This window comes from Streptomyces sp. SID9727 (genome assembly GCF_010550605.1).
Taxonomy (GTDB): Bacteria; Actinomycetota; Actinomycetes; order Streptomycetales; family Streptomycetaceae; genus Streptomyces.
Genome location: NZ_JAAGNI010000334.1, coordinates 1 through 12859, shown reverse-complemented (window position 1 = coordinate 12859; position 12859 = coordinate 1). Strand labels below are relative to the sequence as shown.

General features: G+C 73.8%; 10 protein-coding genes and 1 pseudogene. 7 read left to right on the top strand and 4 right to left on the bottom strand.

Annotated elements, in window-relative coordinates; all coding sequences use genetic code 11:
- Nucleotides 1-24 precede the first annotated feature (24 nt).
- From G3I41_RS22715 to G3I41_RS22705, 3 genes are all read right to left on the bottom strand, one after another.
- A complete protein-coding gene (locus G3I41_RS22715) occupies nt 25-1335 on the bottom strand; it encodes a coenzyme F420-0:L-glutamate ligase (RefSeq protein ID WP_164402247.1) in 1311 nt (436 codons plus the stop codon).
- A complete protein-coding gene (gene cofD / locus G3I41_RS22710) occupies nt 1332-2288 on the bottom strand; it encodes a 2-phospho-L-lactate transferase (protein ID WP_164402246.1) in 957 nt (318 codons plus the stop codon). The genes G3I41_RS22715 and cofD overlap by 4 nt, the downstream gene beginning before the upstream one ends.
- A 105-nt stretch (nt 2289-2393) precedes the next feature.
- Complete coding sequence (locus tag G3I41_RS22705) at nt 2394-2927, bottom strand: cysteine dioxygenase family protein (protein ID WP_164402245.1); 534 nt, start codon at nt 2925-2927, stop codon at nt 2394-2396.
- Between the two features lie 711 nt (nt 2928-3638).
- Between G3I41_RS22705 and G3I41_RS22700 the strand changes: the two genes are divergently transcribed.
- From G3I41_RS22700 to G3I41_RS22690, 3 genes are all read left to right on the top strand, one after another.
- Complete coding sequence (locus G3I41_RS22700; protein WP_018103995.1) at nt 3639-3902, top strand: WhiB family transcriptional regulator; 264 nt, start codon at nt 3639-3641, stop codon at nt 3900-3902.
- A 300-nt stretch (nt 3903-4202) separates the two neighbouring features.
- On the top strand, nt 4203-8039 hold the full coding sequence (locus tag G3I41_RS22695; protein ID WP_164402244.1) for a glycosyltransferase family 2 protein: 3837 nt from the start codon (nt 4203-4205) through the stop codon (nt 8037-8039).
- Nucleotides 8036-9574, top strand: coding sequence for a DUF5719 family protein (locus G3I41_RS22690; RefSeq protein WP_164402243.1), 1539 nt, complete (start codon nt 8036-8038; stop codon nt 9572-9574). Before G3I41_RS22695 ends, G3I41_RS22690 begins: the two co-directional genes overlap by 4 nt.
- Nucleotides 9575-9595: 21 nt before the next feature.
- Here the strand turns inward: G3I41_RS22690 and G3I41_RS22685 are convergent, their stop codons facing one another.
- Complete coding sequence (locus G3I41_RS22685; RefSeq protein WP_203601512.1) at nt 9596-10024, bottom strand: metallopeptidase family protein; 429 nt, start codon at nt 10022-10024, stop codon at nt 9596-9598.
- A 392-nt stretch (nt 10025-10416) separates the two neighbouring features.
- Between G3I41_RS22685 and G3I41_RS22680 the strand changes: the two genes are divergently transcribed.
- The 4 genes and pseudogenes from G3I41_RS22680 to G3I41_RS36980 form a co-directional block, all read left to right on the top strand.
- On the top strand, nt 10417-10788 hold the full coding sequence (locus G3I41_RS22680) for a DUF3499 domain-containing protein (protein ID WP_343242207.1): 372 nt from the start codon (nt 10417-10419) through the stop codon (nt 10786-10788).
- A 60-nt stretch (nt 10789-10848) separates the two neighbouring features.
- Complete coding sequence (locus tag G3I41_RS22675) at nt 10849-12213, top strand: phosphomannomutase/phosphoglucomutase (RefSeq protein WP_164402241.1); 1365 nt, start codon at nt 10849-10851, stop codon at nt 12211-12213.
- A 236-nt stretch (nt 12214-12449) separates the two neighbouring features.
- Entirely contained in the window at nt 12450-12632 is a 183-nt protein-coding gene (locus G3I41_RS22670; protein WP_018103989.1) for a Trm112 family protein, read from the top strand.
- A gap of 54 nt (nt 12633-12686) precedes the next feature.
- Nucleotides 12687-12859 (top strand): annotated as a pseudogene (locus G3I41_RS36980) (mannose-6-phosphate isomerase); the annotation flags it as partial.

Genomic DNA, 12859 nt, shown 5'->3' with positions numbered 1-12859 from the left:
CCCGGGACACGGCGCCGGAGGCGCCTACCGCACCACGACGAAGTCCTCCGCGGACCGCCCCGCCCGCGGCCCGGGGGCCGCCACCGCGTGCCCCACCGCAACCGCCCCCAGCGGATCCCATGACCCCGGCAGCCCCAGAACGGACCGCACCACATCCCGGCAGAACATCGTCGAGGACACCCACGCCGACCCCAGCCGCTCCCCGGCCAGCGCCACCAGGAAGTTCTGGATGCCGGCCCCCGCCGCGACCACGAACATCTCGCGCTCCGCGCCGTCCCGCCGCTCGTCCCCGTACGTGTGCGAACCGTCCATGACCATGCACGGCACCACCAGATACGGCGCCCGGCGCAGCACATCGCCCCGCCGCACCCGCTTGGCGACCGACTCCTCGCTCTTGCCGTCGCGCCGCAGGTCCGCGATCCACGCGTCCCGCATGGCGTCGAGCAGCCGGGTCCGCGACTCCGGGGACTCCAGCAGCACGAACCGCCACGGCGTCGTGTGGTGCGGCGCCGGCGCGGTCACGGCGGCGGCGACCGCACGCCGCACCGCCCCCGGATCCACCGGCTCGTCCGTGAACTCGCGCACCGTACGCCGCTGCGTCACCGCCTCCCGGACCGCCTCGGAGGTCCCCAGCCGGAACATGTCGTCGGCCGCGACCCGCACCAGCGCACGGGCGTCCTGCTCGTCCGCCGCGTCCACGACATGCCCGAGCCCGCGCACCACGGCGACGGGCAGCCCGTCCGTCTTCCCCTTGACCAGGTCGCCGGCGGCGGCCAGCTCGTCGGCGGTGGCGATCACGGTCGCGGCCAGCGGATTGCCGTGCGCGTCCCGCCCGCCCCGCAGGTCGTCCAGCACCCGCACTCCCGCCGCGCCGATGGCGACATCGGTCAGCCCGTTGCGCCAGGGCCGTCCGAAGGTGTCCGTGACGAGGACGCCGACCTCGACGCCGAGCGCCTCCCGCAGCCCTTCCCGGATCGCCCGGGCCGATGCGTCGGGGTCCTCCGGGAGCAGCAGGACCGTCCCGGCGGGAGTGTTCGACGCGTCGACACCGGCGGCGGCCATGACCAGGCCCTGCCGGTTCTCCACGATCCGCAGCGGACCGCGCCGCGCCACCACCCGTACCGTCTCGGCGTCGATCGCCGCCTCCCGGTCGGGGGCCCGCACGATCCGGCCCTCCGCCTTGGAGACGATCTTCGAGGTGACGAGCAGGACGTCACCGTCCACGAGCTCCGGCCCGGTGGCCGCGATCAGCTTCGCGAGGTCGTCCCCGGGCCGCACCTCGGGCATCCCGGACAGGGCCCACACCCGGTAGGAGGGGGCGTCGGCGGAGCTCACGCGCGGACCTCCCCGGCGAGGGCGAGCGCCTGCCGCGCCATCTCGGCGGTGGCGGCGACGTCGGTCATCATCAGCGGTACGGACCGGCAGCGGATGCCCGCGGACTCCACCCGCCCGACCGCGTCCGCGTCCACGGTGTCGACCAGCCAGCCGTCGAGCAGCCCGGAGCCGTAGTGCTCGGCGACGGCGGCGGCGGTCGACTCGACGCCCACCGCCGCGAGGACCTTGTCGGCCATCCCGCGCACCGGTGCGTCACCGACGATGGGGGAGAGGCCGACGACCGGCACGCCGGCCTCGGCGATGGCCTCGCGGATGCCGGGCACGGCGAGGATCGTCCCGACGGAGACGACCGGGTTGGACGGCGGGAAGAGGATGACGTCGGCCCCGGCGATCGCCTCCAGGACACCGGGCGCCGGCTTCGCCTGCTCCGCGCCGACGGGCACGATCGCCCGCGCCGGCACGGCGGCCCGCAGCTTCACCCAGTACTCCTGGAAGTGCACGGCCCGGCTCTCGCCGTCCTCCTCGATCGCCACATGCGTCTCGACGCGGTCGTCGGACATCGGCAGCAGCCGGACGCCCGGCTTCCAGCGCGCGCAGAGCGCCTCGGTGACGGCACTGAGCGGGTAGCCCGCGCCGAGCATCTGCGTACGGACGATGTGCGTCGCGAAGTCGCGGTCGCCGAGCCCGAACCACTCGGGGCCCACGCCGTAAGCGGCGAGCTCCTCCTTGACGTGGAACGTCTCGTCGGTACGGCCCCAGCCCTGCTCCTCGTTGATGCCACCGCCGAGGGTGTACATCACGGTGTCGAGGTCGGGGCAGACCTTGAGCCCGAACAGATGGATGTCGTCACCGGTGTTGCCGATGACCGTGATGTCCGCGTCGGGCGCGGCCTCCTTGAGACCCCGCAGGAAACGAGCACCACCGATACCGCCGGCCAGAACCACAATGCGCATGCCCAACAGTCTGTCAGGCGGAGCCTGGCCTTTGTGGGGGTGGTGGGGGGCGACGGGTGGGACTGTCAGGCGGAGCCTGACCCGTGTCGGGGTGGTGGGGGGCCTTCAGGCCGTCGCGGCCGCCGTGGCGCACTGCGCGGCGTGCATCGGCATGTCGGTGAGGCCCGGGTAGTAGATGTGGAGGCTGACGGCCGGTTCCAGGGAGTCGTTGACGACCTCGTGGAGGTAGCCGGGGGCGAAGACGCGCTGCGCGCCCGCGCCCAGCGTCCGCGTCCCCCGCTCCGTACGTTCGGTCAGTTCGCCGTCGAGCACGGTCAGGACGCCGGAGGACGGCCCGTGGCCGTGCAGCCCGCTGCCCTGCCCCGGCACCCAGCTGAGGAGCCAGACCTCGTAGCCGAGTGGGGTTTCCCCCGGTCGAGCGGAGCCGAGACCTTGGGGAACCGCGCGCAGGCGGTGGTACCAGCGGGTGGTGGCGTCGTACCGGACGAGCGGCGCCCACCGGTCGCGGTCGGCCGCGATCGTACGGGCGAGGCCGACGAACTCCGCCACGGTGGCGGGGTGTTCGGGGACGGGGCGGAGAAGGTGCTGGACCTCCAGGAGGTCGCCGGCGATCTGGAGGTCGCTGTCGCTGCTGTTCATGGAGCGTGGTTCCTCGGCAGGGTGCGAGTGCGGCATGCGGTGCGGTGGGCTCGTCGCGGGGTCCGTGGACAACGGCGGCCGGAAAGCCGGAGGGGCCGCGCGGGGAGGGTCGGGACGAGCGGTGCCGGGCCGGAGCGGAAGGGCTACGACGGCGTCGGCGGCATCAACAGCTGAGACAGCTGGAACAGCGACAGCGAGCCTGGACAGCGCTGCGGAACCCACGGGCGCGGGTCGCGTGCGTCGCTGAGGTCACTGGCATGCCATCAAGGAGAACCAAAGAGCCGCCCGGTGTCAATCCAATGCCCGGTTTGGCGGCAATGTTTCACCTCATCCGGTTACTCCGCGCGGAGAAAGGTTTTAGCGGCCGATGGTGGGGACAGGTGGCGCAACAGCCGCGCTGCCAAACGTGGGCGCGGCACCGTGACCCGAATGTGATCTTGGTCGCTTCAGTGATCGAATCGAAACGTGTCCGCGCCCGCAGTGGTTTGTCTCCATGGCGGACGGGAACACGGTAGCGCCCATGGCATATGTCAGGTTTTTGGTGATTTGAACACTTAACGCATACGGTTGGTGCCGCAGGGTGAATACCGGAGCCAATAGCAGATCCGGGCTTGACCAGCCAGAGCTACACGCTTGTAATTTCACCCGTGTCGTTCGGCCGATTCGGTAACGGCCGCATCACGGGACGCAGAAGACAGACGAGGGGCGCACATGACCGAGCTGTTCCAGCAACTGCTGGTCGAGGACGCGGACGAAGAGCTCGGCTGGCAGGAGCGCGCACTGTGCGCCCAGACCGACCCCGAGTCCTTCTTTCCCGAGAAGGGTGGATCGACCCGCGAGGCGAAGAAGGTCTGTCTCGCCTGTGAAGTCCGGTCCGAGTGCCTGGAGTACGCCCTCTCGAAGGACGAGCGGTTCGGCATCTGGGGCGGCCTCTCCGAGCGTGAGCGCCGACGCCTGAAGAAGGCCGCGGTCTGACCGGGCCGACCGGCCCGGCCCACCGCGCGCGAACACCACGGCCCGCCGCCTGCACCCCGCAGGCGGCGGGCCGTCGCCGTACCCGGGCAGCACCACCGCCATGCCCGCACCCGGCGGAAATCCGCGCCGGCCGCTACCCGCTCGCGCCCTCGTTCAACCGCTCCGCACCACCCCGGTGACCCCTACCGTTAGTGTGGGGCCCCGTCCGAGACGCGCCAACGACCCGACAGAGCGCGCGTGTACACCGATGCAGCCCCCGGGGGGACGTCCCCCGGACCCGGCCGGAGGGCCCGTACCTCGATGTCCGTGCACAGCCAATCAACGGCGCCGTACGCGGCCGCCGCCGCCCCCGAGTTCCCCCGGCATGTCGTCACCGCCGTGCTCGTCTCCCACGACGGCGCACGCTGGCTGCCCGACGCGCTCGCCGGACTGCTCGGCCAGGAGCGCCCCGTACAGAACGTCGTCGCCGCCGACACCGGCAGCGCCGACGACTCCGCGCGCCTGGTCACCGAGGCCCTCGGCGCCGACCGCGTCCTGCACCTGGCGCGGCGTACGAGCTTCGGCACCGCCGTCGACGAGGCGAGCCGCACGGCCGGCGTCCTCACCCCGGACGACCTGCCCTACCTGAAGCGGCCCAGCGGCTGGGACCCGGTCACCCGGACCTGGCACGACGAGGCGTACGAGATGCCCGAGCTGCCGCACGGCGAACCGGTGCAGTGGCTCTGGCTGCTCCACGACGACTGCGCGCCCGCGCCCGACGCGCTCGCCGAGATGCTCCGCGTCGTGGACAACGACCGGCACGCCGCGATCGTCGGCCCCAAGCTGCGCGGCTGGTACGACCGCCGACAGCTCCTCGAAGTCGGCGTCTCCATCGCCAACAGCGGCCGCCGCTGGACCGGCCTCGACCGCCGCGAGCAGGACCAGGGCCAGCACGACCAGGTCCGCACCGTCCTGTCCGTCTCCACCGCCGGCATGCTCGTCCGGCGCGACGTCTGGGAGGAGCTGGGCGGCTTCGACCGCAGGCTCCCGCTCATGCGTGACGACGTCGACCTGTGCTGGCGCGCCCACCTGGCGGGCCACCGGGTGCTCGTCGCCCCCGACGCCGTCCTGCGGCACGCCGAGGCGTCCGCGCGGGAACGCCGCCCCATCGACTGCGCCGGCCGCAACGTCGCCAGCCCGCACCGCGTGGACAAGGCGGGCGCCGTCTACACGATGCTCGTCAACGCACCCGGCAGGAAGCTGCCCTGGGTGATGCTCCGGCTCGTCGTCGGCACCCTGCTGCGCACCCTCGCCTACCTCGTCGGCAAGGTCCCCGGCCAGGCCGTCGACGAGGTCACCGGACTCCTGAGCACCCTGCTGCGCCCCGGCCGCATCCTGGCCGCCCGCCGCGCTCGCGGGAAGGGCGCCGTCGACGCCGCCGAACTGCGCGGCCTCTTCCCCGCACCCGGTGCCACCGTCCGCGCCACCGTCGAGCAGGTCGCCGGAAACTTCGGCGGCTCGGACGCCGACTCCGGCGGCTCCCGGCACGGCTCGGTCGAGTCCGGACCGGGCGGCGACGACGCCGACTACCTGGAGGTCGACCAGTTCGCCCGGCTGAAGAAGGTCGGCCGCAAGCCGGGGCCGGTCCTCTTCGCCCTGCTCCTCCTGGTCTCCCTCGTCGCCTGCCGCGACCTCATCGGCGGCGGCGCGCTGGCCGGCGGTGCCCTGCTGCCCGCCCCCGGGGACGTCTCCGACCTCTGGTCGCGGTACGCGGACGGCTGGCACACCGTCGGCACCGGCGGCACCCAGACCGCCCCGCCCTACCTCGCCGTCATCTCGGCCCTGTCCGCGCTGTTCCTCGGCTCCACCGGCTTCGCGCTCACCCTGCTGCTCGTCTGCTCGGTCCCGCTCGCCGGACTCACCGCGTACTTCGTCACCCGCCCGCTGCTGCCCTCGCGGCTGCTGCGGGCCTGGGCGAGCGTCGCGTACGCCTTCCTGCCCGCCGCGACCGGTGCCCTGGCGACCGGCCGCCTCGGCACCGCCGTCCTGGCCGTCCTGCTGCCGCTGATCGCCCGCACCGCGGTCTCCGCGCACGGCATGCGCGCCTCCGGCGGCGCCCGCGGCAGCTGGCGGGCCACCTGGGCGTACACCCTGCTCCTCACCGTCGCCATGGCGTTCACGCCGATCGTGTGGCCCCTCGCGGTGGTCCTCGGCCTCGGCGTCCTGGTGCTGCGGCGCGGCGACATCGCCGCGTACGGGCTCCGCTTCCTCGCCGCCGTCGGCACCCCGGTCCTGGTCCTCGCGCCGTGGTCGCTCTCGCTGCTGAGCAGCCCGTCCGCGTTCCTGGAGGAAGCCGGCCTGGAGACCGGTACGGGCTCCGCCTCCGCGCTGGACCTCCTCGGCCTCAGCCCCGGCGGGCCGAAGGCGGCGGGCGGCGTCCTGCTCCTCGGCATCGTCCTCGCCGCGCTGGCCGCCCTGCTGCGCGGGGAGCGGCAGTTCGCCGTCCGGACCGCCTGGGTCGCCGCGCTGGTCTCCCTCGCGTTCGCCGGGCTCGCCAACGGCTCCGGCTGGGCGGGCCCCGCCACGCTGGTCTACGGCGCCGCGCTCATCGCGGCCGCGCTGGTCGGCGCGGACGGTGCCCGCATCCGCGTCGCCGAACTGAGCTTCGGCTGGCGCCAGCCGGTCGCCGTCCTGATCGCCCTCGCGGCGGGCGTGGCCCCCGTGCTGGCCGCCGCCGGCTGGATGATCGGCGGCGCGGCGGGCCCGCTGGAACGCCGCGACCCGGTCCAGGTGCCCGCGTTCGTCGCGGAGGAGAGCGGCACCCGCGACCAGCCGCGCACCCTGGTCCTGGGCGGCACCTCGTCCGCCTCCGTCGACTACACCCTCGTCCGCGGCTCGGGCGCCCGGCTCGGTGACGCGGAGCTGGCCGAGGCCCAGGGCGGCAACAGCCACCTCGACAAGGTCGTCGCCAACCTGGTGGCCGGCTCCGGCGCCGACCAGGGCAGCCAGCTCAGCGGCTTCGCGATCCGTTACGTCCTCGTCCGCGACGGTGCGCCCAAGCAGATGAGCCGGGTGCTCGACGCGACCCCGGGCCTGAGCCGGCTCAGCCAGCTCGACGGCAGCGCCCTGTGGCGGGTGGACCGGCAGGTCGCCCGGGTCATGATCGTCCCGTCCGGGGCCGGCGACGAACCGCTCCCCGTGGGCTCCCAGCCGGTCGAGGCGCACACCAGGATCCCGGCGGGCGGCAACGGCCGGGTGCTGCGGATCGCCGACGCCGCCGACCCCGGCTGGCAGGCCACGCTGAACGGCCGCGCGCTGACCGCGAAGACCGTCGACGGCTGGGCCCAGGGCTTCGAACTGCCCGCCGAGGGCGGCACCCTGGACCTCACGTACGAGGAGCCTTTCACCCACACCGTGTGGATCTGGGCGCAGATCGCGCTCGCCGTGGTCCTCGTGGTCATGGCCCTGCCCGGCCGCCGCCGCGAGATCGACGACGACCTGCCCGAGGAGGCCGAGGCCGTCGCCGCCGAACCGGTCGCCGGCGAGGGCCGCCGCGCCCGCAGGCTGCGCGCCGCCGCCCTGGCCGAGAGCGAGGCCGCCGAGGACGCCCCCGGGCAGCAGGACGCGGAGAGCGTCCCGGACCGGGCTCCGGGCCAGGAGGAGACCGGCGAGCAGCCCGCGTACGTTCCCGCCCAGCAGAGCGCCGAAACCGACCCGGCGGCCCCGGAGGGCGACGACAGCGCCTTCGTACCGCAGCAGCAGTACGGCGACTGGGCGGACGGACAGGGCCAGTACCAGGACGCGGGCCACCCGCAGTACCAGGACGGCGCCCCGTACCAGGACCCCCAGGCCCCGTACCAGGACCCCCAGTACGCCGAGGGGCAGCAGCAGCAGCCGGACACCGGCGGCTACGACCCGTACGGCTACCCCCAGTACCAGGAGGGCCAGTACCAGGAGGGCCAGTACCAGGACGGTCAGTACGCGGGCCCGTACGACCCGCCCGCGTACGACCCGCAGTCCTATGACCCGAACGGGTACGGCCCCGAGGCCGGCCAGTACGGCGAGCAGCGCCCGTACGACCCGCAGAACCCCGAGAACCCCGCCCCGGGCCAGAACCCGTGGCCGACCGGTAACGCATCGCGAGGCGAGTCCGAGTGAAGTCCACCAGCAGCCTGTCCCTCATCGCCGGGGCGGTCGCCCTGGCCGCCGTCACCGGGTTCGCCGTGCTCAACGAGCCGTCCGGAGGCGACACGGCCGAAGCGAGGACGGCCGCACGGCTGCCCGTCGAACGGACCAGCCTGCTCTGCCCGGCACCCGGTCTCTCCGACCTCTCGGAGACGGCGTACACGGCCTTCACGCCGACCGGCGGGAGCGGCGGCTCCACCGCGGCCGGCACGGCCGAGCTCCTGTCCTCCGCGAAGGACGGCGAGGCGAAGTCCGACGGCAAGTCCGACGGCAAGGACAAGAAGGGCAAGGGCGAGAAGGACAAGGGGGACAAGCCGGTCGTCTCCCTCAAGGAGCCCGGCAAGCCCGCCACCGGCAAGGCGTCGGGCGCGGACTCGCCCGCCCTCATCGGCACCGCGACGGGCCGGCTCGCACCCGGCTGGACCGCCCAGCAGACCACCACCATCGAGGCGGGCGACGGACGCGGCCTGCTCGGCATCAGCTGCACCGTGCCCGACACCGACTTCTGGTTCCCCGCGGCGAGCACCGCCAAGTCCCGCGAGGACTACGTCCACCTCACCAACCCGGACGACACCGCGGCCGTCGCCGACATCGAGCTGTACGGCCCGGACGGCTCCCTCAAGTCCGACGTCGGCGAGGGCATCACGGTCCCGGCGGGCTCCGGCGTGCGCGTCCTGATCTCGACGCTCACGAGCAAGGCCGCCGACGACGTCACCGTCCACGTCACCACCCGGACGGGCAGGGTCGGCGCGGCCGTCAGGACGTCGGACGACAAGACCGGCAGCGACTGGCTCACCGCCTCCGCCGAACCCGCCGGCACGCTCGTCCTGCCGGGCATCCCGGCCGACGCGACCTCGGTCCGCCTGGTGGCCTTCGCGCCCGGCGACGACGACGCCGACCTCGGTCTGAAACTGCTCGGCAAGTCCGGCGCGGTCACCCCGGCCGGCCACGAGGAACTGCACGTCAAGTCACACATGACCGCCGGAATGGACCTCAAGGACATCACCCGGGGCGAGGCGGGCTCGCTGATGCTGGTGCCTTCCGAGAAGAGCAGGGCCACCCCGGTCGTCGCCGCCCTGCGCGTGGTCCGGGGCAAGGGCGACGAGCAGGAGGTCGCCTACATCCCCGCGACCGGCCCGGTGGGCGCCCGCGCGACCGTCGCCGACAACCGGTCCAAGGGCTCGGTCCTCTCCCTCACCGCCCCCGGCGCCGCCGGCACCGTCAAGGTCACGGCGTCGGCGGGCAGCGGCGGCGGTACGCCGGTCAGCAAGACGTACAAGATCGCGGCGGGCACGACCACGGCGGTCACCCCGCCCGCACCCACCGGCCTCAAGGGCACCTACGCCCTGACGGTCGAGACGCAGTCCGGCGGACCGGTGCACGCCGCGCGCACGCTCACCGAGAAGGTGAACGGCATCCAGATGTTCACGGTGCAGACGCTGCCGGACGACCGGGGCACGGTGGAGGTCCCGACGGCCCGGCAGGACCTGTCGGTGCTGGACGACTGAGAGGGGCGGCCGAGAGGGCCGCTACTCCTGCCCGTAACGGGGATCGACGGACTCGGGCGCCAGGCCCAGCAGCTCCGCGACCTGCTCGACCACGATCTCGTGGACGAGCAGGGCGCGCTCGTCCCGGCTCTTGGTGCGCAGTTCGACAGGGCGCCGGTAGACGGTGATGCGGGCGGGCCGGCCCTTCTCGGCGGAGACCGCGTCGCCCAGCGGAACCGTCTCCTCCGCCGTCTCCGGCACCTCCAGGACGACGAAGTCGACCTCCGCCAGCTGCGGCCAGCGCCGCTCCAGCCGCTCCACCGAGTCCTGGACGAGATCGCGGAAGCTGTCCGCGCGGCTCGTGGACAGCGGCACCTGCGGCGGGGCGACGGGCCCGCGCATCCCTCGGCCGTGTCGGTCCCGGCGCCGCGGACGCGGCTCGGACGGGCTGGGCGGTACGGAACTGTCCATCACCGAGGCAGCCTAACCCCCGACGGCCCGCGCGGCCGGAGGGCGAGAGCTCCCGCGCCGCCGCCCGCCCGCTCCGGGATGATCCGCCCCCGTGCCGCCCGGTACGCCCCCGAGCGGTCCGGCCCCCGCCGCCCTGTCCGCTCTTGAGCGATCCAGCCACACCGGAGCCCGTTTCCGGCCCCGCTCGCGACCGCCGGACCGACGCCTTGTGAAAGGTTCGCGGCACAGAGGTGACCGGAATCATCGCCGTCAGAACCCTCGCTCTCTCCTCCCACGCAGGTCAGCCAAGTCGCCCGGGGGGCGCGTGTGCCGGAGGTCACAGGGCGACACGGAGGGGTGAGCCGGGGGAGAGTCGTCGCAGCCCGCTCAAGAGTGCGGTACCGTCCAACATCGTGAGCCCTGTACGTCGCTGTTCGCGCACCGCGTGCGGCCGCCCTGCCGTCGCGACACTGACGTACGTCTATGCCGACTCGACTGCGGTCCTCGGCCCGCTCGCCACCTACGCCGAGCCCCACTGCTACGACCTCTGTGCCGAGCACAGCGAGCGGCTGACCGCGCCGCGGGGCTGGGAGGTCGTCCGGCTCTCCGACCCCTCCGCACCCAGCCGCCCCAGCGGCGACGACCTGGAAGCGCTGGCCAACGCCGTACGGGAAGCCGCGCGTCCGCAGGAGCGCGGCGACGGCACCCCGGGCCGCCGGACCGCGGATCCGATGGAGGTCGCCCGCAGGGGGCACCTCCGCGTCCTGCGCTCACCCGACTCCTGAGGGACCGCCGGCCGCCGGGTACGTTGGGCGGTCCGAAGCAACCCCCAGGAGGACCGGCCCGTGACCGTAGACCTGTCGCAGCTCGTGAAGGCGTACGACGTGCGCGGAGTCGTGCCCGACCAGTGGGACGAGAAGTTGGCCGGACTCTTCGGGGCGGCCTTCGTCGAGGTGACCGGCGCGGACGCGATCGTGATCGGCCACGACATGCGCCCCACCTCCCCGGCCCTGTCCGGCGCGTTCGCACGGGGCGCGGCGGAACGCGGCGCCGACGTCACGATGATCGGCCTCTGCTCGACGGACCAGCTCTACTACGCCTCCGGGGCGCTGGACCTGCCCGGCGCGATGTTCACCGCCTCGCACAACCCCGCGCAGTACAACGGCATCAAGATGTGCCGGGCGGGCGCGGCACCGGTCGGCCAGGACACGGGCCTGGCCGAGATCCGCGCGCTGGCCGGGGAATGGTCCGAGAAGGGCGCCCCCGAGCCGGTCGCGACCCCGGGGACGGTCACCGGGCGCGAGACCCTCACGGACTACGCCGCCCATCTGCTCTCCCTGGTGGACCTGACGGAGATCCGGCCCCTCAAGGTCGTCGTGGACGCGGGCAACGGCATGGGCGGCCACACCGTCCCCACGGTCTTCGCCGGACTGCCCGTGGACCTGGTCCCGATGTACTTCGAGCTCGACGGCACCTTCCCGAACCACGAGGCCAACCCCCTGGACCCGAAGAACATCACGGACCTCCAGGCCCGCGTGGTGGCCGAGGGCGCCGACCTGGGCCTCGCCTTCGACGGCGACGCGGACCGCTGCTTCGTGGTGGACGAACGGGGCGAAGGCGTCTCCCCGTCGGCGATCACCGCCCTGGTCGCGGCCCGTGAACTGGCCCGCAACGGCGGCCGGGGCACGATCATCCACAACCTGATCACCTCCCACTCCGTCCCCGAGGTCGTCCGCGAGCACGGCGGCACCCCCGTCCGCACCAGGGTCGGCCACTCCTTCATCAAGGCCGAGATGGCCGCCCACGGCGCGATCTTCGGCGGCGAGCACTCGGCCCACTACTACTTCCGCGACTTCTGGAACGCCGATACGGGCATGCTCGCCGCCCTCCACGTCCTCGCCGCCCTGGGAGGCCAGGACGCCCCCCTCTCCACCCTGGTCGCCCAGTACGACCGCTACGCCGCCTCCGGCGAGATCAACTCCACGGTCGCCGACCAGAAGGCCAGCACGACGAAGGCCGCTTCCGCCTACGCCCACCATGAGGACGCCACCACGGACACCCTGGACGGCCTCACGGTGACCACTCCCACCTGGTGGTTCAACCTCCGCCCGTCCAACACGGAGCCGCTGCTGCGCCTGAACGTGGAGGCGAAGGACGAGGAGACGATGAGGCGAGTGAGGGACGAGGTGCTGACCTTGATCCGCGGGTAGCACTCGCGCCCACCCGGCCCCGACCGCGTTCGAGGCGCGGGGTCCGGGGCGGAGCCCCGGTTTCGGGAAGGGGCGGGCAGGGGACGAGGCCCGCCGCAGGCGCACCCCGCCCGCGCCCTCGCGGAACGCACCCGCACCCCCCGACGCCCCACGACACGCACCCCACCCCGCCCCGGCGGTAGGCTGACCCCGCCCCCCAAAGGGCCCCGACAACAGACCGCCCGAAGGGACACCCCATGCCGCTCGAAGCCGGCCTCCTGGAGATCCTGGCCTGCCCCGCCTGCCACGCCCCCCTGGACGACCAGACGGCAGCCGACACCCCGGAACTCATCTGCACCGGCACCGACTGCGGTCTCGCCTACCCCGTCCGGGACGGCATCCCCGTCCTCCTCGTCGACGAGGCCCGCCGCCCGGCGTAACCGGCGTAACCGGCCGGAAGCGGCCGCCCCGCACCCGCACCGGAGGACCGTCCCATGCTCGACGAGTCGTTGCTCGACGCCCCCGACGCCCTGGCCCGAGCCGACCGCCGCGACCTGCTCCGCGGCGCCGCCGAGGCCGGGGCCCGGGTCCGTACCGCCGCCCGGCACGCGGCGGAGGCCGGGATCACCGAGCTGAAGCCGGAGGGCCGCCCGCGCGCCGTCCTGAT

Excerpts from the sequence above, each read along its gene's own strand:
- G3I41_RS22700 (WP_018103995.1), top strand. The coding sequence starts at position 3,639 with ATGACCGAGCTGTTCCAGCAACTGCTGGTCGAGGACGCGGACGAAGAG.
- G3I41_RS22670 (WP_018103989.1), top strand. The coding sequence starts at position 12,450 with ATGCCGCTCGAAGCCGGCCTCCTGGAGATCCTGGCCTGCCCCGCCTGC.
- G3I41_RS22705 (WP_164402245.1), bottom strand. The coding sequence starts at position 2,927 with ATGAACAGCAGCGACAGCGACCTCCAGATCGCCGGCGACCTCCTGGAG.
- G3I41_RS22685 (WP_203601512.1), bottom strand. The coding sequence starts at position 10,024 with ATGGACAGTTCCGTACCGCCCAGCCCGTCCGAGCCGCGTCCGCGGCGC.
- G3I41_RS22695 (WP_164402244.1), top strand. The coding sequence starts at position 4,203 with ATGTCCGTGCACAGCCAATCAACGGCGCCGTACGCGGCCGCCGCCGCC.
- cofD (WP_164402246.1), bottom strand. The coding sequence starts at position 2,288 with ATGCGCATTGTGGTTCTGGCCGGCGGTATCGGTGGTGCTCGTTTCCTG.